The organism is Streptomyces albireticuli (genome assembly GCF_021228125.1).
In the GTDB taxonomy this organism is placed as follows: domain Bacteria; phylum Actinomycetota; class Actinomycetes; order Streptomycetales; family Streptomycetaceae; genus Streptomyces; species Streptomyces albireticuli.
Map to the genome: position 1 here is coordinate 47,586 of NZ_JAJQQS010000008.1, position 25,952 is coordinate 73,537.

At 72.2% G+C, this 25,952-nt stretch carries 1 protein-coding gene; it reads left to right on the plus strand.

What is annotated here, in order from left to right:
• Positions 1-7: 7 nt before the first annotated feature.
• Positions 8-25,822 carry a type I polyketide synthase gene (locus tag LUZ64_RS16835; protein WP_232389837.1) on the plus strand — a complete coding sequence of 8,605 codons (25,815 nt, stop codon included), beginning with the start codon at positions 8-10 and terminating at the stop codon, positions 25,820-25,822.
• The last annotated feature ends 130 nt before the right edge of the window (positions 25,823-25,952 follow it).

Below are 25,952 nucleotides of genomic sequence, written 5' to 3' on the forward strand. Positions count from 1 at the left end.
TGAGTCGATGAACGACCAACAGAAGCTTCTCGACTACCTCAAGCGCGTCACCTCCGACCTGCACCAGACGCGCCAGCGCCTGAAGGACGTCGAGGCCGCCCACTCCGCGCAGTCCGCCGCGCGGTCCGAACCCATCGCCATCGTCGGCATGGCGTGCCGCTACCCGGGCGGGGTCGGCTCCCCGGAGGACCTGTGGAAGCTGGTCGCGGAGGGCGCCGACGGCATCTCGCCGTTCCCCGAGGACCGCGGCTGGGACGTCGAGTCGCTGTACGACCCCACCGGCACCAAGCCCGGCACGTCCTTCACCCGCCACGGCGGTTTCCTGCACGAGGCCGCCGACTTCGACCCCGGCTTCTTCGGCATCAACCGCCGTGAGGCGCTGGCCATGGACCCGCAGCAGCGCCTGCTGCTGGAGGCCTCCTGGGAGGCCGTCGAGCGCGCAGGCATCGACATCGAGTCGCTGCGCGGCAGCCGCACGGGCGTCTTCGCGGGCATCGCCTACCACGACTACGCCACCGTCCTGGAGAACACCGAACCCGAGGGCATCGAGGGCTACTTCGGCACCGGTACGTCCAGCAGCGTCGCCTCCGGCCGTATCTCCTACGCCTTCGGCCTCGAGGGCCCCGCCGTCACCATCGACACCGCGTGTTCGTCCTCGCTGGTGGGCCTCCACCTCGCGATCCAGACCCTGCGGTCCGGCGAGTGCGACCTCGCGCTGGCCGGTGGCGCCACGGTCATGGCGACGCCCGGTTCGTTCGTCGACTTCTCGCGTCAGGGCGGCCTCGCGCCGGACGGACGCTGCCGCTCGTTCGCGGACGGCGCCGACGGCACGGGCTGGGGCGAGGGCGTCGGCATGCTCCTCGTCGAGCGCCTGTCCGACGCCCGCCGCAACGGCCACCCGGTCCTCGCGGTGGTCCGCGGTTCGGCCATCAACCAGGACGGCGCCAGCAACGGCCTCACCGCCCCCAACGGGCCCTCCCAGCGGCGCGTGATCCGCCAGGCCCTGTCCGACGCCGGCCTGTCCGCCGTCGAGATCGACGCGGTCGAGGCGCACGGCACGGCCACCGTCCTGGGCGACCCGATCGAGGCGCAGGCCCTCCTCGCCACGTACGGGCAGAACCGGCCCGCCGGCCGTCCCCTCTGGCTCGGCTCCCTCAAGTCGAACATCGGCCACGCGCAGGCCGCCGCCGGTGTCGGCGGGATCATCAAGATGGTCATGGCGATGCGCCACGGCGTGCTGCCCAGGACCCTCCACGTCGACCGGCCCACAGACCAGGTGGACTGGTCGGCGGGCGCGGTGGAGCTGCTGACCGAGCCGCGCGAATGGGCCGTGGCCGACGGCCGGCCGCGGCGTGCCGGTGTGTCGTCGTTCGGCTTCAGCGGTACGAACGCGCACGTCATCGTCGAGCAGGCGCCGGTGGAGGCCGAGGCCGCCGCCGGAGACGCCGCGGCTGACGCCGTCGGGATGCCGGCGGTGCCGTGGGTGGTCTCGGCCAAGACGGCGGAGGCGCTGGACGCGCAGGTCACACGGATCCGGGAGGCCGGTACCGGGCTCGACCCGGTGGGCGTCGGCTTCACGCTGGCGACGGCGCGTGCGCAGTTCGAGCACCGGGCCGTTCTGGTGGACGGCGAGCCGGCGGCCTCGGGCCAGGTCTCCGAGGGGAAGCTTGCCGCGCTGTTCACGGGTCAGGGTGCTCAGCGGGCGGGGATGGGCCGTGAGCTCTACACCTCCTACCCTGCCTTCGCTGAGGCTTTCGACGCCGCGTGTGCGGCGCTGGGCATGGACCCGGCCGTTCTGGACGATGGCGATCTGCTGGCGCGTACGGAGAACACGCAGCCCGCGCTGTTCGCGGTCGAGGTGGCGCTCTACCGTCTGGCCGAGTCGTGGGGTGTCCGTCCGGACTACGTCGCGGGTCATTCGATCGGTGAGATCGCCGCCGCGCACGTCGCCGGGGTGTTCTCGCTGGAGGACGCGGGCAAGCTGGTCGCCGCCCGCGCCGCGCTGATGCAGGCGCTGCCCGCCGGTGGCGCGATGGTCTCCCTGCGCGCGACCGAGGCCGAGGTCCGTGAGGCCCTCGTCGACGGTGTCGACATCGCCGCGGTCAACGGTCCGTCGTCCGTGGTGATCTCGGGTGACGAGAACGCGGTCGAGCAGGTGGCCGGTGGCTTCGAGAAGTCCCGTGGCCTGAACGTCTCGCACGCCTTCCACTCGCACCGTATGGACGGGATGCTGGCGGAGTTCCGCGCGGTCGCGGAGTCGCTGACGTACAGCGTTCCGGCGATCCCGGTCGTTTCCAACGTCACCGGTGCTCTGGCGGATGACCTGACCTCCGCCGAGTACTGGGTGCGTCACGTCCGTGAGGCGGTCCGCTTCTCCGACGGCGTCCGGACCCTCCGCGACCAGGGCGTTCGTACGTTCCTGGAGCTGGGCCCCGACGGTGTCCTGTCCGCGATGGCCCAGGAGTGCCTGCCGGACACTTCCGACGACGTCGCGTTCATCCCCGCCCTCCGTAAGGACCGCCCGGAGCCTGCCGCGTTCGTCACCGCCCTCGGCCGTCTCCACATCACCGGCGCCCGCGTCGACTGGTCGGCTTTCTTCGCCGGTACCGGCGCCCGCCTCACCGACCTCCCCACCTACCCCTTCCAGCACCAGCGCTACTGGCCGCAGGGTTCGGTCTACGGCAAGGGCGTCTCCGGGCTGGGGCTCGGGTCGGCCAATCACCCGTTGCTCGGCGCCTCGGTCATGCTGGCCGGTTCGGGCGAATTCCTGTTCACGGGGCGGCTGTCGCTGCTCTCCCACCCCTGGCTGGCGGACCGCACGGTCCTCGGCGCGGTGGCCGTCGCGGAGTCGGCCTTCGTCGAACTGGCGGTGCGCGCCGGTGACCAGGTCGGTTGCGACGTACTCGACGAACTGACGCTGGAGACCCCGCTCGTCCTGCCCGAGCACGGCGGCGTGCACGTCCAGCTGACCGTGGAGGCGCCCGACGCCGACGGCCGACGCCGTCTTAGCGTGTACTCGCGCCCGGAGGACGACACCGACGAGCAGCGGTGGACCCGCAACGCCACCGGTGTGCTCGCCGTCGCCGCCGGGGCACCGGCGGCGGCCACCGGGCTGGAGTCCTGGCCGCCGGCCGGGGCCCAGGCCGTCGACGTCGCGAGCCTTTACGAGCGCGCTGCCGCCGCGGGCATGGAGTACGGGCCCGTCTTCCAGGGCGTGACGGGCGTCTGGCGGGACGGCGAGGACGTCCTCGCCGAGGTCGCCCTCGCCGAGGAACTGGGGGCGGACACCGGCGCGTACGGCATCCACCCGGCCGTCCTCGACGCGGCGTTCCAGGCCGTCGCGCTGACGTCCGCCGCGCCCGCCGGCGGGCCGGCCGTGGCGCACGCGCTGCGTGGTGTGACGCTGCACGCCTCCGGCGCCGCCCGGCTGCGGGTCAGGGTGCGCCCCTCCGCGGCCGGCGACGCCGTCTCCGTCCTGATCGCCGACGGGACCGGGGCCCCCGTGGCCTCCGTCGACGCGCTCACCGCGCGCACCCTCACCACCGCCGACCTCGCCACCTCCGCGGCCCACGTCGAATCGCTCTTCCGCCTGGAGTGGAACCCCCTCACGGCCGAGACTCCGGGCGACCTCACCTGGGCCGTGCTCGGCGACCACGTGCCGTACGAGCTCGTGGGCGCCGGGAACGCGGCGACCGGCGCGTTCGCCGACCTCTCCGCGCTCGCGGGCTCCACCGGCCCCGGCTCCGTCCCGGCCGTCGTGCTCGCCACCGCCCCGGCAGTCGCCGACGACGTCCACGCCGCCACGCACTGGGCCCTCGGACTCGTCCAGGAGTGGCTGGCCGAACCCGCCTTCGGCGCGTCCCGCCTCGTGATCGTGACGCGCGGAGCCATGGCCGTCACCGCCGGCGAAACCGTCGCCGACCTGGGCCAGGCCGCCGTCTGGGGCCTCGTCCGCTCCGCGCAGACCGAGAACCCCGACCGCGTCGTGGTCGTCGACCTCGACCTCGCCGCCGGGGCCGCGGCCGCCACGGGCCCCCTCGCCCTGCCCGCCGCCGCCGTCTTCTCCGACGAGCCGCAGACGGCGGTCCGCGGCGACGCCGTGCACGTACCGCGCGTCGCCCGCGCGACCGTGCCCGAGGCCGACCCGTCCGGCCACTGGGACACCGACGGCACGGTCCTGATCACCGGTGGTACGGGCGCGCTGGGCACGCTCGTGGCCCGCCACCTCGTAACCACGCACGGGGTGCGGCACCTGCTCCTGACCAGCCGCCGCGGCCCCGACGCGCCCGGCGCCGGCGAACTGCGCGACGAGCTGACCGCCCTCGGCGCCGAAGTGACGGTCGCCGCCTGCGACATCGCCGACCGCGACGCGCTGGCCGCCCTGCTCGCCTCCGTACCGGCCGGGCACCCGCTGAAGGGCGTCGTCCACACCGCCGGCGTCATCGACGACGGCACCGTCGACGCGCTCACCCCGGCCCGTGTCGACGCCGTGTTCCGCCCGAAGGCCGACGCCGCGCTCACCCTGCACGAGCTGACCGCGGACCTGGACCTGTCCGCGTTCGTCCTCTTCTCCTCCGCCTCCGGTACGTACGGCAGCCCGGGCCAGGGCAACTACGCCGCAGCCAACGCCTGCCTCGACGCCCTCGCGCTGAACCGGCGCGCCGCCGGACTGCCCGGCGTCTCGATGGCCTGGGGCGCCTGGGCCGCGGCCGACGGCATGACCGGCACGCTCAGCGAGGTCGACATCAAGCGCATGGCGCGCGACGGTGTCACGCTGCTGTCGGCCGAGGACGGCATGGCCCTCTTCGACGCGGCCCACGCCGCCGAGGACGCCCACACCCTCCCGATGCACTTCGACCCGTCGGTACTCGCCCCGGTCGCCGACGAGGTACCGCACCTGCTGCGCGGCCTCGTGCACGTACCGCGCCGCCGCGTCGCGTCGGCGGGCACCGCGGTCGCCGACGCCCTGACGCTGCGCCTGGCCGCCCTGCGCGAGTCCGAGCGCGAGCGCGTGCTCCTGGAACTGATCCGCACGAACGTCGCGGCGGTCCTCGGGTACGCCGGGCCGGAGACCGTCGACTCCGAACGCTCCTTCAAGGAGATCGGCTTCGACTCCCTCACGGCCGTCGAGCTCCGCAACCGCCTCAACACCGCCACCGGCCTCCGGCTGCCGGCCACGCTCGTCTTCGACTACCCGACGCCCCGCCTGCTGACGGAGTTCGTCGGCGAGGAACTGGCCGGCGGCCTCGCCGCACAGGCCGCCGCCTCCGCCGCGCCCGTCGTGGCGCTCGACGACGACCCGATCGCGATCGTCGGCATGGCCTGTCGCTACCCCGGCGGCATCACTTCCCCCGAGGGCCTGTGGGACCTCGTCCTCGGCGGCCGGGACGGTGTGACCGGCTTCCCGACCGGCCGTGGCTGGGACATCGAGGGGCTCTACGACCCCGAGCCGGGCGTGCCCGGCAAGATCTACGCCCGTGAGGGCGGCTTCCTGCACGAGGCCGGCGACTTCGACCCGGGCTTCTTCGGGATCAGCCCGCGCGAGGCGCTGGCGATGGACCCGCAGCAGCGATTGCTGCTGGAGATCACCTGGGAGACGATCGAGCGGGCCGGCATCGACCCGACGGCCCTGCGCGGCAGCCGCACCGGCGTCTACGCGGGCGTCGGCTACCACGACTACGGCACGCAGACGATGAACATTCCCGAGGACGTCGAGGCGTTCCTCGGTACCGGTACGTCCTCGGCCGTCGTGTCGGGACGCGTCTCCTACGCCCTGGGCCTGGAGGGCCCGGCGGTGACGGTGGACACGGCGTGTTCGTCGTCGCTGGTGGCTCTGCACCTGGCCGTGCAGGCGCTGCGCCAGGGCGAGTGCGAGATGGCGCTCGCCGGTGGTGTGACCGTGATGTCGACGCCGGGTGCGTTTATCGATTTCTCGCGTCAGCGGGGTCTTGCGGCGGATGGTCGTTGTAAGGCGTTCGGTGCGGGTGCGGATGGTACGGGTTGGGCTGAGGGTGTGGGCATGCTGCTTGTTGAGCGGCTGTCGGATGCCCGTCGTAAGGGCCATCAGGTGCTGGGTGTCGTGCGTGGTTCGGCGATCAACCAGGACGGTGCGAGCAATGGTCTGACGGCGCCCAATGGTCCGTCGCAGCAGCGGGTGATCCGGCAGGCGCTGGCTACGGCTGGTTTGTCGGCTGCGGATGTGGACGCTGTTGAGGCGCACGGTACGGGTACGACGTTGGGTGATCCGATCGAGGCTCAGGCGCTGCTGGCCACGTACGGCCAGGAGCGGGCCGGTGACGAGCCGTTGTGGCTCGGCTCGCTGAAGTCGAACATCGGTCACAGCCAGGCGGCTGCCGGTGTCGGCGGGATCATCAAGATGGTCATGGCGATGCGGGCCGGTGTTCTGCCGAAGACCCTGCACGCCGATGAGCCGTCGCCGCACATCGACTGGGCGGACGGCGCTGTCGAGCTCCTCACCGAAGCGCGTGAGTGGCCGGAGGGTGGGCGTCCGCGTCGTGCGGGTGTGTCGTCGTTCGGGTTCAGTGGTACGAACGCGCACGTGATCGTGGAGCAGGCTCCGGTGGAGGAGGCCGTTGAGGTTTCCGTTGATCGGGAGCTTCCGGTGGTGCCGTGGGTGGTGTCGGGTAAGACGGCGGAGGCGCTGGACGCGCAGGTCGCTCAGGTTGTGGGCGCTGCCGCTGGTCTTGACGCGGTGGGTGTCGGTTTCACGTTGGCGACCTCGCGTGCGCAGTTCGAGCACCGGGCCCTTGTAGTGGGTGAGCAGATAGTCAAGGGCCGTGTGCTGGGCGGGAAGGTTGCCGCGTTGTTCACGGGTCAGGGTGCTCAGCGGGCGGGGATGGGGCGTGAGTTGTACGCGGCCTATCCGGTGTTCGCGGAGGCGTTTGACGCTGCTTGTGCCGCGTTGGGTCTGGACCCGGCCGTTCTGGATGACGCCGAGTCGCTGGCGCGTACGGAGAACACGCAGCCTGCGCTGTTCGCGGTCGAGGTCGCGCTCTACCGTCTGGCCGAGTCGTGGGGTATCCGCCCCGATTTCCTGGCTGGTCATTCGATCGGTGAGATTGCTGCGGCGCATGTGGCGGGTGTGTTCTCGCTGGAGGACGCGGGCAAGCTCGTCGCGGCCCGCGCCCGTCTGATGCAGGCGCTCCCGGCCGGTGGCGCGATGGTGTCCCTGCGTGCGACCGAGGCGGAGGTCCGTGAGGCCCTCGTCGACGGTGTGGACATCGCCGCTGTGAACGGCCCGTCCTCCGTGGTGATCTCGGGTGACGAGGCCGCTGTTGAGCAGGTGGCCGAGGGCTTCGAGAAGTCCCGTCGCCTGAACGTGTCGCACGCGTTCCACTCGCACCGTATGGACGGGATGCTGGACGGCTTCCGTGAGGTCGCCGAGTCCCTGACCTACAACGTCCCGGCGATCCCGGTCGTCTCGAACGTCACCGGTGTCCTGGCCGAGGAGCTGACCTCGCCCGAGTACTGGGTGCGTCACGTCCGTGAGGCCGTCCGCTTCGCCGACGGCATCCAGACCCTCCACGCCGAAGGCGTCCGTACCTTCCTTGAGCTGGGTCCCGACGGTGTTCTGTCGGCCATGGCCCAGGAGTGCCTGCCGGACGCCGAGGACGTAGCGTTCGTTCCGGCCCTCCGTAAGGATCGTCCGGAGCCGGTGTCGCTCGTCACCGCCCTCGGTCGTCTCCACATCACGGGCACCCGTGTCGACTGGTCGGCCTTCTTCGCCGGTACCGGCGCCCGCCTCACCGACCTCCCCACCTACCCCTTCCAGCACGAGAACTTCTGGCTGAGCTCCTCGGGCTCCGTGCCGGGTGACGTCACGGCGGCCGGACTCGGGGTGACCGGTCACCCGCTGCTCGGTGCGGCGGTGGCGCTGCCGGACTCGGAAGGGTTCCTGTTCACGGGGCGGCTGTCGCTGCGTACGCACCCGTGGCTGGCCGATCACGTGGTGGCGGGCAGCGTCCTGCTGCCCGGTACGGCATTCGTGGAGCTCGCGATCCGCGCGGGCGACGAGGCCGGCTGCACCGTGGTCGACGAGCTGACGCTCGAAGCGCCGTTGGTGCTGGCGGAGCGCGGTGGTGTGCAGCTGCGGGTCACTGTGGGCGAGCCCGACGGCGAGGGCCGGCGTGCTCTGGCCGTCCATTCGCGCCCTGAGGACGACGAGCTGTGGACGCGGCACGCGTCCGGTTTCCTGTCCGCGGCCGCCGCTGCCGGTGGTGCGGACCTCGCCGAGTGGCCGCCGGCCGGCGCCGCGCCGGTGGACATCGAGGGTTTCTACACCGAACTCGCCGACGGGGGACTCCAGTACGGACCCGTCTTCCGTGGTGTGACGGGCGTGTGGCGCAAGGGCGACGAGGTCTTCGCCGAGGTGGCGTTGCCGGAGGGCGCCGACGCCGAGACGTTCGGGGTGCACCCGGCGCTGCTCGATGCGGCGCTGCACTCGATCGTGCTGGGCGGGTTCGTCGCGGGCCAGGACGGCCCGCAGCTGCCGTTCGCCTGGTCGGACGTCACCCTGCACGCCAGTGGGGCCACGGCCCTCCGGGTCCGGATGCGGGGCACGGCAGACGGCGCCGGTGTGACGCTGGAGATGGCCGACGACGCGGGTGCCGCCGTGGCCTCGATCGGCTCGCTGGTGGTGCGCGCCGTGGGCACGGACCAGCTGCGTGCGGCCGATCGGGGCATGCGGGACTCGCTGTTCCGGGTGGAGTGGGTGCCGGTTCAGGCGCATGCCTCGGATGTTCCGGTGGTGGTGCTGGGGTCGGGTGACGCGGCCGGGCTGGGTGAGGTCGCGGAGGTTCCGCCGCTGGTTGCCGCTGTCGCTTCTGATGTGCGTGGTGTGCTTGCGCTGGTTCAGGGGTGGTTGGCGGAGGAGCGGTTCGCCGGGTCGCGTCTGGTGGTGGTGACGCGTGGGGCGGTGGTTGTTGCCGGGGACGCGGTTGTGGATCCGGAGCAGGCCGCGGTGTGGGGTCTGGTGCGTTCGGCGCAGTCGGAGAACCCCGACCGGTTTGTGCTCCTTGATGTTGATCAGGAGCTTTCTGCCGAGGTTTTGGCTCTTGTCGGTGACGAGCCGCAGGTGGCGGTGCGCGGGGGAGCGGTCTTCGCGCCGCGCCTTGCCCGTGCGGCCGTTGCTTCCGAAGGACAGGCGCGGTGGAGCGCCGAGGGCACGGTGCTGATCACGGGTGGTACGGGTGCGCTGGGCGCGCTCGTGGCGCGTCATCTGGTCACTGAGCACGGTGTGCGTGGTCTGCTGCTGACCAGCCGTCGTGGCCTGGAAGCCCCGGGCGCGGTCGAGCTGCGTGATGAACTCGCCGCTCTGGGTGCCGAGGTGACCGTTGCGGCGTGTGACGTCGCTGACCGTGACGCGCTGGCGGAGCTTCTGGCCGCTCACCCGGTCACGGCCGTCGTTCACACGGCCGGTGTTCTCGACGACGGTGTGATCGGTTCGCTGTCGCCCGAGCGTCTGGACGCCGTCTTCGCTCCGAAGGCGGACGCGGCCCGGTACCTGCACGAGCTGACCGCAGGCATGGACCTGACGGCCTTCGTCCTCTTCTCCTCTGTCGCCGGTGTCTTCGGCAACACGGGTCAGGGCAACTACGCCGCCGCCAACGCGTTCCTCGACGCGCTCGCCCAGCAGCGGGCCATGGCGGGCCTGCCCGCCACCTCGCTCGCCTGGGGTCTGTGGGCGGAGACGAGCGGCATGGGCGGTGTCCTGGACACCTCTCACACCACCCGTATGACCAAGGACGGCGTCCGCGCCCTCGGCGCCCGGGAGGGCCTGGCCCTTCTCGACGTCACCGTGGCGTCGGGCGAGCCCGTGCTCGTACCCGCACCCCTCGACCTCGCGGCCATGAGGTCGAGCACCTCGGCGGCCGACCTGCCGTCGATGCTGCGGGGCCTGGTGCGGGTGCCGGTGCGTCGGACCGTCGACGCCCGCCAGGCCGACTCCCTGCGCCGCCGGCTCCTCGGCCTCACGGCGGACGAGCGCCCGGCCGCGCTGTCGGACCTGGTGCGCGACGAGGTCGCGGGGGTCCTGGGCCACGCGTCGGGCGCGGCGATCGAGCCGGACCGTGCGTTCACGGAGCTCGGGTTCGACTCGCTGACCGCCGTCGAGCTGCGCAACCGTCTCAACACGGCGACCGGGCTCCGGTTGCCCGCGACGCTCGTCTTCGACTACCCCACCGCCGCGGCCATCGCCGGATACCTCGACCAGACCGTCCTCGGCACCGGGGACGACGGCGCGCCGGAGGCCAGGGCGACCGTCGTCGCCTCCGACGACCCGATCGCGATCGTGGGCATGGCCTGCCGTTACCCGGGTGGGGTCTCCTCGCCCGAGGATCTGTGGGACCTGGTCGCCGGTGGGCGGGACGGGGTGTCCGAGTTCCCGGTCAACCGCGGCTGGGACCTGGAGAACCTCTACGACCCGACCGGCGAGCGTCCCGGCTCCTCGTACACCCGCGAGGGCGGCTTCCTCCACGACGCCGACAAGTTCGACCCGGCGTTCTTCGGCATCAGCCCGCGCGAAGCCATGGCGATGGACCCGCAGCAGCGCTTGCTGCTGGAGACCACGTGGGAGACGATCGAGCGGGCGGGCATCGAGCCGTCCGCGCTGCGCGGCAGCCGTACGGGCGTGTTCGCGGGCGTCATGTACCACGACTACGCCACCGACCTCACCGGCGCGCTTCCCGAGGGCATCGACGGCTTCATCGGTACCGGCACGGCGGGCAGCATCGCGTCCGGCCGTGTGTCGTATCTGTTCGGGCTGGAGGGCCCGGCGGTGACGGTGGACACGGCGTGTTCGTCGTCGCTGGTGGCTCTGCACATGGCGGTGCAGGCGCTGCGTGCCGGTGAGTGCGATATGGCGCTTGCCGGTGGTGTGACGGTCATGTCGACTCCGGCCGCGTTTATCGATTTCTCGCGTCAGCGGGGGTTGTCGGCGGATGGTCGTTGTAAGGCGTTCGGTGCGGGTGCGGATGGTACGGGTTGGGCTGAGGGTGTGGGCATGCTGCTTGTTGAGCGGCTGTCGGATGCCCGTCGTAAGGGCCATCAGGTGCTGGGTGTCGTCCGGGGCACCGCGATCAACCAGGACGGTGCGAGCAACGGCCTGACGGCGCCCAACGGTCCGTCGCAGCAGCGGGTGATCCGCCAGGCGCTGGCGTCGGCCGGGCTGTCCGCAGACCAGATCGACACGGTGGAAGCGCACGGTACGGGTACGACGCTTGGTGACCCGATCGAGGCTCAGGCGCTGCTGGCTACGTACGGCCAGGAGCGGGCCGGTGACGAGCCGTTGTGGCTCGGCTCGCTGAAGTCGAACATCGGTCACAGCCAGGCGGCTGCCGGTGTCGGCGGGATCATCAAGATGGTCATGGCGATGCGTCACGGCGTGCTGCCCAAGACGCTGCACGTGGATGAGCCGTCGTCGCACATCGACTGGTCCGAGGGCGCTGTCGAGCTCCTGGGTGAGGCGCGCGAGTGGCCGGAGACCGGCCGTCCGCGCCGTGCGGGTGTCTCGTCCTTCGGCTTCAGCGGTACGAACGCCCACGTGATCATCGAGCAGGCACCGGCAGCTGTCGAGGCCGCCGGCACTGAGAACCTGACGCTGCCCGTGGTGCCGTGGGTTGTGTCGGGCAAGACGGCGGAGGCGCTGGACGCGCAGGTCGCTCAGGTTGTGGGCGCTGCTGCTGGTCTTGACGCGGTGGGTGTCGGTTTCACGCTGGCGACCTCGCGTGCGCAGTTCGAGCACCGGGCTGTGGTGGTGGACGGCGAGCAGGTCGTGTCGGGCCGTGTGCTGGGCGGGAAGCTTGCCGTGCTGTTCACGGGTCAGGGTGCTCAGCGGGCCGGTATGGGCCGCGAGCTGTACGCCGCCTACCCGGTGTTCGCCGAGGCGTTTGACGCTTCCTGTGCCGCGCTGGGTCTCGACGCGGCTGTTCTGGACGATGCGGAGGCGCTGGCGCGTACGGAGAACACGCAGCCCGCGCTGTTCGCTGTCGAGGTGGCCCTTTACCGTCTGGCCGAGTCGTGGGGCGTTCGTCCCGACTTCCTGGCTGGTCACTCCATTGGTGAGATTGCTGCTGCGCATGTGGCGGGTGTGTTCTCGCTGGAGGACGCGGGCAAGCTCGTCGCCGCTCGTGCCGCGCTGATGCAGGCGCTGCCCGCCGGTGGCGCGATGGTGTCGCTGCGGGCCACCGAGGCCGAGGTCCGTGCGGCGCTGGTCGAGGGTGTGGACATTGCTGCGGTCAATGGTCCGTCGTCCGTGGTGATCTCGGGTGACGAGGCCGCTGTTGAGCAGGTGGCCGGTGGTTTCGAGAAGTCCCGCCGTCTGAACGTTTCGCACGCGTTCCACTCGTACCGTATGGACGGGATGCTGGCCGATTTCCGTAAGGTCGCCGAGTCCCTCACCTACAACGCCCCCGCGATCCCGGTTGTCTCGAACGTCACCGGTGCTCTGGCGGATGACCTGACCTCGCCCGAGTACTGGGTGCGGCACGTCCGTGATGCCGTTCGCTTCTCCGATGGCATCCAGACCCTCCACGACCAGGGTGTTCGTACGTTCCTGGAACTCGGTCCGGACGGTGTGCTGTCGGCGATGGCGCAGGAGTGCCTGGCCGATGCCTCCGACGACGTCGCGTTCGTCCCGGCGCTTCGTAAGGATCGTCCGGAGCCTGCCGCGTTCGTCACCGCTCTCGGTCGTCTCCACATCACCGGCGCCCGTGTCGATTGGTCGGCGTTCTTCGCCGGTACTAGTGCTCGCCGTGTCGACCTGCCGACGTACGCCTTCCAGCACCAGTCCTACTGGCTCGAAGGCCGCCCCGGGCAGGGCGATGTCGAGTCCGCCGGTCTTGGTGCGACCGGGCACGCGATGCTCGGTGCCGTCCTCGCGCTGCCCGACTCGGGCGGATATGCCTTCAGCGGGCGGTTGTCGCTTCGCACGCATCCGTGGCTGAAGGACCACGCGGTCTCGGGCAGCGTCGTGCTGCCGGGCACGGCGTTCGTGGACCTGGCGGTCCGTGCCGGCGACGAGGCCGGTTGCACGGCCGTCGACGAGCTGACGTTGGAGGTTCCCCTCGTGCTCGCGGAGCGCGACGGTGTTCAGCTGCGTGTTCTGGTGGGTGAGCTGGAGGGGTCGGGTCGTCGGGCCCTGGCCGTGTACTCGCGGCCGGAGGGCGTGCCGGAGGATGAGGCGTGGACGCGGCACGCGTCCGGTTTCCTGTCCGTGGCCGCCGCTACCGGTGGTGCGGACCTCACCGAGTGGCCGCCGGCCGGTGCCGAGGTCGTCGATGTCGACGGGCTCTACGCGGGCCTCGCCGAGTCCGGGCTGGAGTACGGGCCCGCCTTCCAGGGCGTGACCGCAGCCTGGCGTCGTGGCGACGAGATCTTCGCCGAGGTCGCGCTGCCGGAAGGTACGGACGTCACGTCGTACGGGCTGCACCCCGCGCTGTTCGACGCCGCGCTGCACTCCATCGTGCTGGGTGGTTCTGACGCGGGCCAGGACGGCCCGCAGCTGCCGTTCGCCTGGTCGGGAGTGAACCTGCACGCCAGTGGGGCTTCGGCCCTTCGTGTACGCATGCGTGGCACGGCCGATGGCAATGGTGTGGCGCTGGAGATGACGGATGCCGCTGGTGTCGCTGTGGCGTCGGTGGAGTCGCTGGTGGTGCGTCCGGTGGCCGCTGATGAGCTGGCTGCCGGTGACCGGGTTCTGCGGGATGCGCTGTTCCGTGTGGAGTGGGTGCCGGTCGCGGCGTCTGTTTCGGATGTTGCGGTGGCGTTGCTGGATCGTGAGGGCCTGGCGGGTGTCGCGGGGGTTCCGCCGCTGGTTGCCGCTGTCGCTTCCGATGTTCGTGGTGTGCTCGCGCTGGTTCAGGGGTGGCTGGCGGAGGAGCGGTTCGCCGATTCCCGCCTCGTCCTGGTGACGCGTAGCGCCGTGGCGGTGGCCGGTGACACGGACGTCGACCCGGAGCAGGCCGCGGTGTGGGGTCTGGTGCGTTCGGCGCAGTCGGAGAACCCCGACCGGTTTGTGCTCCTTGATATCGATCAGGAGCTGTCCGCCGAGGTTCTGGCTCTTGTCGATGATGAGCCGCAGGTGGCGGTGCGTGGAGGAGCGGTCTTCGCACCGCGTCTCGCCCGCGCTTCGGTCGCCCCGGAGGCTCAGCCGCAGTGGAATGCCGACGGCACGGTCCTGATCACGGGTGGTACGGGCTCTCTGGGTGCCCTTGTCGCGCGTCATCTGGTGGTGGAGCACGGTGTGCGTGGTCTGCTGCTGACCAGCCGTCGTGGCCTGGAAGCCCCGGGCGCTGTGGAGCTGCGTGATGAACTCGCCGCTCTGGGTGCCGAGGTGACCGTTGCCGCGTGTGACGTCGCTGACCGTTCCTCCCTGGCGGAGCTTCTGGCCGCTCATCCGGTCACGGCCGTGGTTCACACGGCCGGTGTTCTCGACGACGGTGTGATCGGTTCCCTCTCGACCGACCGCCTGGACGCTGTCTTCGCTCCGAAGGCGGACGCGGCCCGGTACCTGCACGAGCTGACCGCAGGCATGGACCTGACGGCCTTCGTCCTCTTCTCCTCCGTGGCAGGAACCCTCGGTGCCGCTGGTCAGGGCAACTACGCCGCAGCCAACGCCTACCTGGACGCTCTCGCCCAGCAGCGCGTCTCCGCCGGCCTCCCTGCCAGCAGCCTCGCGTGGGGCCTGTGGGACGGCGCCGACGGTATGGGTGGTGCGCTGGACACGGCGCACACCTCGCGCATGGGCGGCAACGGCATGCTCGCCCTGACGCACGACACCGGTCTCGCCCTCTTCGACGCCGCGGTGGCGTCGGGCGAGCCCGTCCTCGTGCCCGCGCCGATGGACCTGCGGGCCATGGCCCGTGGCGGCGGCGATCTGCCGTCGATGCTCCGGGGCCTGGTGCGGGTGCCGGTGCGTCGGACCGTCGATGCCCGTCAGGCGGACTCGCTGCGCCGCCGCATCCTCGGGCTGCCCGAGGGGGAGCGCGCTGGTCTGCTGCTCGACCTGGTCCGTACGGAGGTCGCCGGCGTCCTCGGCCACGCCTCGAACGCGGCCGTCGAGCCGGGCCGGGCATTCACCGAGCTCGGGTTCGACTCGCTGACCGCCGTCGAGCTGCGCAACCGCCTCAACACGGCGACCGGGCTCCGGCTGCCCGCGACGCTCGTCTTCGACTACCCCACCGCCGCGGCCATCGCCGGATACCTCGGAGAGACGGTCGTCGGCACGGACGACGACGATGCCGTGCCCGCCGCCACCACTGTGGTCGCGGCGGACGACCCGATCGCGATCGTGGGCATGGCCTGCCGTTACCCGGGTGGGGTCTCCTCGCCCGAGGGCTTGTGGGACCTCGTCCTCAACGATCGCGATGGTGTCACCCCCTTCCCGGCCAACCGCGGCTGGGACCTGGAGGACCTCTACGACCCCGAGCCCGGCCTGCCGGGCAAGAGCTACGCCCGTGAGGGTGGCTTCCTGCACGACGCTGACGAGTTCGACCCGGCGTTCTTCGGGATCTCGCCGCGCGAGGCGCTGGCGATGGATCCGCAGCAGCGTCTCCTGCTGGAGACCACGTGGGAGGCCGTCGAGCGCGCCGGTATCGACCCGTCCACGCTGCGCGGCAGCCGGACCGGTGTCTTCGCCGGTGTGATGTACCACGACTACGCCACCGGAATCACGGGCGATGAGCCCGAGGGCGTGGACGCCTTCGTCGGTACGGGCACGGCGGGCAGCGTGGCCTCTGGCCGTGTGTCGTACCTGTTCGGGCTGGAGGGCCCGGCGGTGACGGTCGACACGGCGTGCTCGTCCTCGCTGGTCGCTCTGCATCTGGCCGTCCAGGCCCTGCGCGCCGGTGAGTGCGAACTCGCCCTGGCCGGTGGTGTGACCGTGATGTCGACGCCGGGTGCGTTTATCGATTTCTCGCGTCAGCGGGGTCTTGCGGCGGATGGTCGTTGTAAGGCGTTCGGTGCGGGTGCGGATGGTACGGGTTGGGCTGAGGGTGTGGGCATGCTGCTTGTTGAGCGGCTGTCGGATGCCCGTCGTAAGGGCCATCAGGTGCTGGGTGTCGTGCGTGGTTCGGCGATCAACCAGGATGGTGCGAGCAATGGTCTGACGGCGCCGAACGGTCCGTCGCAGCAGCGGGTGATCCGGCAGGCGCTGGCTACGGCTGGTTTGTCGGCTGCGGATGTGGACGCTGTTGAGGCGCATGGCACGGGTACGACGCTGGGTGACCCGATCGAGGCGCAGGCGCTGCTGGCCACATACGGCCAGGAGCGTTCGGGCGACGAGCCGTTGTGGCTCGGCTCGTTGAAGTCGAACATCGGTCATAGCCAGGCGGCTGCGGGTGTCGGCGGGATCATCAAGATGGTCATGGCGATGTGTCATGGCGTGCTGCCCAAGACGCTGCACGCCGATGAGCCGTCGCCGCACATCGACTGGTCCGAGGGCGCTGTCGAGCTCCTGGGTGAGGCGCGCGAGTGGCCGGAGACCGGCCGTCCGCGCCGTGCGGGTGTCTCGTCCTTCGGCTTCAGCGGTACGAACGCGCACGTCATCCTTGAGCAGGCGCCGGCGGCCGAGTCCGCTCCGGTCACCGGTGAGGTCGTTCCGCCGGTGGTTCCGTGGGTGGTCTCGGGCAAGTCGTCCGAGGCGCTGGATGCCCAGGTCGCCCAGGTGGTCGACGCTGCTGCCGGGCTCGACCCGGTGGGTGTCGGCTTCACGCTGGCGACCTCGCGTGCGCAGTTCGAGCACCGGGCCGTTGTAGTGGGTGAGCAGACAGTCAAGGGCCGTGTGCTGGGTGGCAAGGTTGCCGCGTTGTTCACGGGTCAGGGTGCTCAGCGGGCCGGTATGGGCCGTGAGTTGTACGCGGCATATCCGGTGTTCGCTGCCGCCTTCGATGCTGCGTGTGGGGCGCTGGGTCTGGACCCGGCTGTTCTGGACGATGGCGAGCTGCTGGCTCGTACGGAGAACACGCAGCCCGCGCTGTTCGCGGTCGAGGTGGCTCTTTATCGTCTGGCCGAGTCCTGGGGCGTCCGTCCGGACTACGTCGCCGGTCATTCGATCGGTGAGATTGCTGCCGCGCATGTGGCTGGTGTGTTCTCGCTGGAGGACGCGGGCAAGCTCGTCGCCGCCCGTGCGGCGCTGATGCAGGCGCTGCCCGCCGGTGGCGCGATGGTCTCCCTGCGCGCGACCGAGGCCGAGGCCCGTGAGGCCCTCGTCGAGGGTGTGGACATCGCTGCGGTCAATGGCCCGTCGTCCGTGGTGATCTCGGGTGACGAGGCCGCTGTTGAGCAGGTTGCGGGACGCTTCGAGAAGTCCCGTCGCCTGAATGTCTCGCACGCGTTCCACTCGCACCGTATGGACGGGATGCTGGACGGCTTCCGTAAGGTCGCCGAGTCCTTGACGTATGCCGCTCCGGCGATTCCGGTTGTCTCGAACGTCACCGGTGTCCTGGCCGAGGAGCTGACCTCGCCCGAGTACTGGGTGCGGCACGTCCGCGAGGCGGTCCGCTTCTCCGACGGCATCCGCACCCTCCACGCCGAAGGCGTCCGTACCTTCCTGGAACTCGGCCCCGACGGTGTGCTGTCGGCGATGGCGCAGGAGTGCCTGGCCGACGTGTCCGACGACGTCGCGTTCGTCCCGGCGCTTCGTAAGGATCGTCCGGAGCCGGTGTCGCTCGTCACCGCTCTCGGCCGTCTCCACATCACCGGCGCCCGTGTCGATTGGTCGGCCTTCTTCGCCGGTACCAGTGCTCGTCGTGTCGACCTGCCGACGTATGCCTTCCAGCGCCAGTCCTACTGGCTCGAAGCGGTGGCGGGCGGCGGTGACGTCAGCTCTGTGGGGCAGGACGCGGTGAGCCACTCGCTGCTGGGTGCCGTCGTCGGTGCGCCCGATTCGGAGGAGTTCCTCCTCACCGGCCGTGTGTCGCTCAAGAGCCACCCGTGGCTCGCCGAGCACGCGGTCATGGGGACGGTCCTCCTCCCCGGCACTGCCTTCGTGGAGCTCGCGATCCGCGCGGGCGACGAGGTCGGCTGCGCCGCGCTGGACGAGCTGACGCTGGAGGCGCCGTTGGCGCTCGCCGAGCAGGGCGGGGTCCAGCTGCGGGTCGCGGTGGGCGAGCCCGACGCCGAGGGGCGCCGGAGCCTGTCCATCCACTCCCGCCCCGAGGGCGATGAGCTGTGGACGCGGCACGCGTCCGGTTTCCTGTCCGTGGCCGCCGCTACCGGTGGTGCGGACCTCACCGAGTGGCCGCCGGCCGGTGCCGAGGCCGTCGATGTCGACGGGCTCTACGCGGGCCTCGCCGAGGCGGGGCTGGAGTACGGTCCGGTCTTCCAGGGCGTGACCGCAGCCTGGCGCCGTGGCGACGAGGTGTTCGCCGAGGTAGCGCTGCCGGAGGGTACGGACGTCACGGCGTTCGGTCTGCACCCCGCGCTGTTCGACGCCGCGCTGCACGTCAACGCACTGAACACGGGCGAGGGTTCGGACCGGCCCGAGTTGCCGTTCGCGTGGCGCGGGGTGTCGCTGGCGGCCGCCGGCGCCTCCCGGCTGCGGGTGCGGCTGGTTCCGGGCGCGGAGGGCTTCGCGCTGGAGATGGCGGATGCCGCTGGTGTCGCTGTGGCGTCGGTGGAGTCGCTGGTGGTGCGTCCGGTGGCCGCTGATGAGCTGGCTGCCGGTGACCGGGTTCTGCGGGATGCGCTGTTCCGTGTGGAGTGGGTGCCGGTCGCGGCGTCTGTTTCGGATGTTGCGGTGGCGTTGCTGGATCGTGAGGGTCTGGCGGGTGTCGCGGGGGTTCCGGCGCTGGTTGCCGCTGTCGCTTCCGATGTTCGTGGTGTGCTCGCGCTGGTTCAGGGGTGGCTGGCGGAGGAGCGGTTCGCCGATTCCCGCCTTGTCCTGGTGACCCGGGGCGCGGTGGCGCTCCCGGGTGACACGGACGTCGACCCGGAGCAGGCCGCTGTCTGGGGTCTGGTGCGTTCGGCGCAGTCGGAGAACCCCGGCCGTTTCGTCCTCCTCGACCTGGATGGTGAGGTCTCTTCGGAGGCTCTGGCCCTGGTCGGTGATGAGCCGCAGGTGGCGGTGCGTGGGGGAGCGGTCTTCGCGCCGCGTCTCGCCCGTGCTTCGGTCGCCGCCGAATCGGTGCCCGCGTGGGACGCCGAGGGTAGGGTTCTGATCACCGGTGGTACGGGCTCTCTGGGTGCTCTCGTCGCTCGTCACCTGGTGGCGGAGCACGGTGTGCGTGGTCTCCTGCTCACCAGCCGTCGTGGTATCGACGCTCCCGGTGCCGCCGAGCTTCGCGATGAACTCATCTCGCTCGGTGCCGAGGTGACCGTCGCCGCGTGCGACGTCGCCGACCGTTCCTCCCTGGCGGACCTCCTCGCCGCTCACCCGGTCACCGCCGTCGTTCACACGGCCGGTGTTCTCGACGACGGTGTGATCGGCTCCCTCTCGACCGACCGCCTGGACGCCGTCTTCGCTCCGAAGGCGGACGCGGCCCGGTACCTGCACGAGCTGACCGCAGGCATGGACCTGACGGCCTTCGTCCTCTTCTCCTCCGCCGCCGGTGTCTTCGGCAACGCGGGCCAGGCCAACTACGCCGCAGCCAACGCCTACCTGGACGCTCTCGCCCAGCAGCGTGCTGCCGCTGGTCTCCCCGCCACCTCCCTCGCCTGGGGCCTCTGGCAGGACACCGACGGCATGGGCGCCGGGCTCGACTCCACCCATGCCTCGCGCATGGAACAGGACGGTGTCATCGCCCTCACCCCCGCCCAGGGCCTCGCCCTCCTCGACGCCGCCGTGGCGTCGGGCGAGACGCTGCTCGTGCCCGCCCCGCTCGATCTGCGGGCCATGGCCCGTGGCGGCGGCGAGATACCGGCACTGCTGCGCGGGCTCGTCCGTGGCCCGGTGCGCCGGACCGCCGACGCCCGTCAGGCGGACTCCCTGCGCCGGCGGATCCTCTCCCTCCCGGAGCACGAGCGTGCGGGCCTGCTGCTCGACCTGGTCCGTACGGAGGTGGCCGGGGTCCTCGGCCACGCCTCCGACGCGGCCGTCGAGCCGGACCGTGCGTTCACGGAGCTCGGGTTCGACTCCCTCACCGCCGTCGAACTCCGCAACCGCCTCAACGCGGTGACCGGTCACCGGCTCCCCGCCACGCTTGTCTTCGACTACCCCACCGCCGCCGCCCTCGCCGGTCACCTCGGCGAGGCGCTGCTCGGCGCGCGGGAGGAGACGGCGCCAGTCACCACGGTGGTGGCCGCCGACGAGCCGATCGCGATCGTGGGCATGGCCTGCCGCTACCCCGGCGGCGTGACCTCGCCCGAGGACCTGTGGAACCTCGTCCGCGACGGCCGCGACGGCATCTCCCCCTTCCCGGACGACCGCGGCTGGGACGTGGAGAACCTCTACGACCCGACCGGTGAGCGCCCGGGGAGCTCGTACACGCGCCACGGCGGGTTCCTCCACGACGCCGCCGACTTCGACCCCGGCTTCTTCGGGATCTCCCCGCGCGAGGCCCTGGCGATGGACCCGCAGCAGCGTCTGCTGCTGGAGACCACGTGGGAGACGATCGAGCGTGCGGGCATCGACCCGTCCACGCTGCGCGGCAGCCGGACCGGTGTCTTCGCCGGTGCGATGTACCACGACTACGCGTCCGGCGTCGGAGCCACGGCTCCCGAGGGCGTCGACGGCTTCCTCGGAACCGGCACCTCCGGCAGCGTGGTCTCCGGCCGCCTCTCCTACGTCTTCGGGCTGGAGGGCCCGGCCGTCACCGTCGACACCGCCTGCTCGTCGTCGCTGGTGGCCCTGCACATGGCCGTCCAGGCCCTGCGCGGCGGTGAGTGCGACATGGCGCTCGCCGGTGGTGTGACCGTCATGTCGACGCCGGGTTCCTTCATGGAGTTCTCCCGCCAGCGCGGGCTCGCCGCGGACGGGCGCTGCAAGGCGTTCGGCGCCGGGGCCGACGGCACCGGCTGGGCCGAGGGCGTCGGCATGCTGCTCGTCGAGCGGCTCTCCGACGCCCGCCGCAACGGTCACCGCGTCCTCGCGGTGGTGCGCGGCACGGCGATCAACCAGGACGGTGCCAGCAACGGTCTGACGGCTCCCAACGGCCCGTCGCAGCAGCGCGTCATCCGCCAGGCCCTCGCCGTGGCCGGTCTCTCGGCCGCCGACGTCGACGCCGTCGAGGCGCACGGCACCGGTACGACGCTGGGCGACCCCATCGAGGCGCAGGCGCTCCTCGCCACCTACGGCCAGGAGCGCGCGGCCGACGAGCCGCTGTGGCTCGGCTCCCTCAAGTCGAACATCGGTCACAGCCAGGCCGCCGCCGGTGTCGGCGGGATCATCAAGATGGTCATGGCGATGCGTCATGGCGTGCTGCCCAAGACGCTGCACGCGGACGAGCCGTCGCCGCACATCGACTGGTCCGAAGGGGCTGTCGAGCTCCTCACCGAGGCCCGGGAGTGGATGTCGGCCGAGGGCCGGCCGCGCCGCGCGGGCATCTCGTCCTTCGGCTACAGCGGCACCAACGCCCACGTGATCATCGAGCAGGCGGCGGAGCCGACCGCCGCCGCGGTCGCCGCCGACGCCGTTCTGCCGGCGGTCCCGTGGCTCGTCTCCGGCAGGACTCCGGAGGCGCTCGACGCGCAGATCGACCGGGTCCGTACGGCCGGGGCCGGCCTCGACGCCCTCGGCGTCGGCTTCACCCTCGCGACGGCCCGCGCGCAGTTCGAGCACCGCGCCGTCGTCGTGGACGGCGGGTCCCAGGCGCTCACCGGACGGGTGCTCGGCGGTGCCACCGCCGCGCTGTTCACCGGCCAGGGCGCGCAGCGGGTGGGCATGGGGCGTGAGCTGCACGCCGCGTTCCCGGTGTTCGCCGAGGCGTTCGACGCCGCCTGCGAGGCGGTCGGCCTGGACCGGGCGATCCTCGACGACGCCGCGCTGCTGGGCCGTACGGAGAACACGCAGCCCGCGCTGTTCGCCATCGAGGTCGCGCTGTTCCGCCTCGTCGAGTCCCTCGGCGTCCGGCCCGACTTCGTCGCCGGTCACTCCGTCGGCGAGCTGGCCGCGGCGCACGTCGCCGGGGTGTTCTCGCTGAAGGACGCGGGCAAGCTCGTCGCCGCCCGTGCCGCGCTCATGCAGTCGCTGCCCGAGGGCGGTGCGATGGTCGCGGTCCGCGCCTCCGAGGCCGAGGTGGAGGCGGTGCTGCTCGACGGCGTCGACATCGCCGCGGTCAACGGTCCTACGTCGGTCGTCCTCTCCGGTGACGAGGAGGCGACGCTGGCGGTGGCCGCGCTGTTCGCGACCACCAAGCGCCTGAACATCTCGCACGCCGCCCACTCCCACCGGATGGACGGCATGCTGGACGGCCTCCGGGCCGTCGTCGAGAGCATCACGCTGCACGAGCCGGTGATCCCGGTCGTCTCCAATGTGACGGGCCGGGTCGCCGAGCCCGGGGAGCTGTGCTCCGCCGACTACTGGGCGCGGCACGTCCGCGAGGCCGTCCGCTTCTCCGACGGCGTCCAGACCCTCCACGACCAGGGCGTACGTACGTTCCTGGAGCTGGGTCCCGACGGCGTGCTGTCGGCGCTGGCGCAGGAGTGCCTGCCGGAGACCGACGACATGGCGTTCGTCCCGGTGCTGCGCAAGGACCGTCCCGAGCCGGGGGCCCTGGTCACGGCTCTGGGCCGGCTCCACGTCGCGGGCGTCCGGGTCGACTGGCCGGCGTTCTTCGCCGGTACCGGTGCCCGCGTCGTCGACCTGCCCACCTACCCCTTCCAGCACGAGTCCTTCTGGCTGGAGGCCACCGCGGCCGGTGGTGACGCCGCCGCCGTCGGCCAGGGCGCGACCGGTCACCCGCTGCTGGGTGCGGTGGTCGCCCTGCCGGATTCCGAGGGTCTGCTGCTTACTGGCCGGGTGTCTCTGCAGAGTCACCCGTGGCTCGCGGATCACGCCGTCATGGGTACCGTCCTCCTTCCGGGCACCGCGTTCGTCGACCTGGCGATCCGAGCCGGTGACGAGGCCGGTTGCGCGACCGTGGACGAGCTGACGCTGGAAGCGCCTCTGGTGCTGCGCGGCAACGGCGGTGTCCAGCTGCGCGTGACCGTGGGCGAACCGGACGACACCGGCCGCCGCTCCGTCGCCATCCACTCGCGCCGGGAGAGCGCCGGGCCGGACCAGGAGTGGACGCGCCACGCGGTCGGAACCCTGTCGGAGGAGGCCCCGGAGGAGCCCGTCACCGCCGCCTCGCCCTGGCCGCCGCTCGCGGCCGAAGAGGTCGACGTGACCGCGCTCTACGACGAGCTCGGCGTGGCCGGACTGGAGTACGGCCCGGTGTTCCAGGGCGTACGGGCCGCCTGGCGCGGCGACTCCGAGGTGTTCGCGGAGATCGAGCTGGCGGAGGAGACGCGGGCACAGGCCGGCGCGTTCGGGGTGCACCCGGCGCTGCTGGACTCCGCGCTGCACGTCATCGGCGTCGGCGGCTTCGCCGGTATGGGCGAGGAGCGGGGCGGCGGCGCCGCGCTTCCCTTCGCCTGGTCCGGTGTCACGGTCCGCACGCCCGGCGCCTCGGTGCTCCGGGTACGGGTGGCACCGGCCGGCTCCGGCGCGGTCGGCCTGTGGCTGACCGGCGAGGACGGCGCCCCCGTCGCCTCGGTGGAGTCGCTCGCCGTGCGCCCCGTCTCGCCCGAGCAGCTCGCGGCGGCCGACGGCGGCGAGGAGGGACAGCACTCCCTCTTCCGGGTGGAGTGGGCACCCGCCCCCGCCACCGCCGCCGGCACGGCGGAGGGGACGGCCACCTGGGCGGTCCTCGGCGAGGACGTCCTCAAGCTGGGACCGGCGCTCGGCTCGCGGGCCGTCGGCTTCCCCGCGGACCTGCCGTCCCTGGCCGCGGGCACCGTCCCCGGCACCGTCGTGACATGCGTCGACACCCTCGACACCCTCGGCACCCTCGGCACCCTCGGCACCGTCGTGAAGCACGCCGACACCTCCGGCACGCCCTCCGGTGCGCCCTCCGCCACCGCACCCGGTGCCGGAGCGGCGTCCCCGGCGGACGCCGCCCGTGAGGCCGTGCACGGAGCCCTGGAGCTCGTACGGGCATGGCTCGCCGACGACCGCTTCGCCGGCTCCCGCCTGGTGCTGGTGACGCGCGGCGCGATGGCGGGCCCCGGCGGCGAGGCCGTCACCGACATGGCCGGCGCGGCCGTGTGGGGCCTGGTGCGCTCCGCGCAGTCGGAGAACCCGGACCGCTTCACGCTCGTGGACCTGGACGAGCACGACGCGACGCTCCAGGCGTTCGCCGACGCCGTCGGCGGCGACGAGGACCAGCTGGTCCTCCGCCGGGGCGAGGCCTTCGTGCCCCGCCTGGCCCGCACCGGCACCGCCCCGGACGCGTCCGCGGCGTGGAACCCCGACGGCACGGTCCTGGTCACCGGTGGCACCGGCACCCTCGGCGCACTGCTGGCCCGGCACCTCGTCACCGAACGCGGCGTGCGCCACCTGGTGCTGACGGGCCGCCGGGGCCTCACCGCCCCCGGTGCCGCGGCGCTGCGCGACGAGCTCACCGGGCTCGGCGCGCACGTCACGGTCGCGGCGTGCGACGCCGCCGACCGCGACGCGCTCGCCGCGCTGCTCGCGTCCGTACCGGCCGCGCACCCGCTGACCGCCGTCGTGCACGCCGCGGGCGTGCTGGACGACGGCGTGGTGGCGGCCATGACCGCCGAACAGGCCGACCGGGTGCTGCGCCCGAAGGCCGACGCCGCCTGGAACCTGCACGAGGCGACCAAGGACCTCGGTCTCTCGGCCTTCGTGCTGTTCTCCTCGGCGGCCGGCGTCTTCGGCAACCCCGGCCAGGCCAACTACGCGGCCGCCAACGCCTTCCTCGACGCGCTCGCCCAGTGGCGGCGCGCCGCGGGCCTGCCGGCGACCTCGCTGGCGTGGGGCCTGTGGGAGGAGAGCAGCGACATGACGGGCGGCCTCGGCGACGGGGACGTCTCCCGCCTCTCCCGGGGCGGCGTCGAGGCGATGGGCTCCGACGAGGGGCTCGCCCTGTTCGACACGGCCGTGGCGCGCGACGAGGCGGTGCTCGTACCGATCCGCGTCGACCTCACGGCCCTGCGCGAGTCGGCCCGCGACGGCGGCCTGCCGCCCGTCCTGCGCGGCCTGGTCCGGACACCGGCCCGGCGCGGCGCGCGCTCCGGCTCGGGCGGCGGCTCGGCGGCGGCGCGGGCGTTCCGCGAGCGGGTGCAGGCCGCGCCCGAGGCGGAGCGGACGGCGCTGCTGCTCGACCTGGTCACCGGCCAGGTGGCGGCGGTGCTCGGCCACGCCTCGGCGGACGCGGTGGACGCGGAGCGGGCGTTCCGCGAGACCGGATTCGACTCGCTGACCGCGCTCGAACTCCGCAACCGCCTCAACGCGGCCACCGGCCTGCGGCTCCCGGCCACCCTGGTGTTCGACCACCCGACCCCGGCCGCCCTCGTCGACCACCTGGGCTCCGAGCTCAGCGGCGCGGGCAGCCAGGAGGCCGCCGTCCAGTCGGTGATCGCCGAGATCGACAGGCTGGAGGCCGTCCTCACGGCCGTCGCCGCACGGGCCGAGGAGGCCGCGGGAACCGACAGCGCCGCGAGTGCCGTCGGTGAGGGCAGTGGCGCCACGGCGCGCGAGCGGATCGCGATCCGGCTGGCCGACGTCCTGGCCCGGCTCACCGCGGCCCCCGGCGGCGGCACGGACACGGCGGCGGAGACCGAACAGGAAACGATGAGGGACAAGATCGATTCAGCGAGCGACGACGAGATCTTCGACCTCCTCGACGGATTCGGCCTCGACTGACGCCTGGATCCAGCCCGTGAGCGGGCCGGGCGCGCACCCCGCGCCCGGCCCGCACCGGGCCCCCATCCCCAGACTTCCCGGCCCGGCCGGATTCCCCAAGCACGCCCCGAAGGAAGAGACGACACAGGAC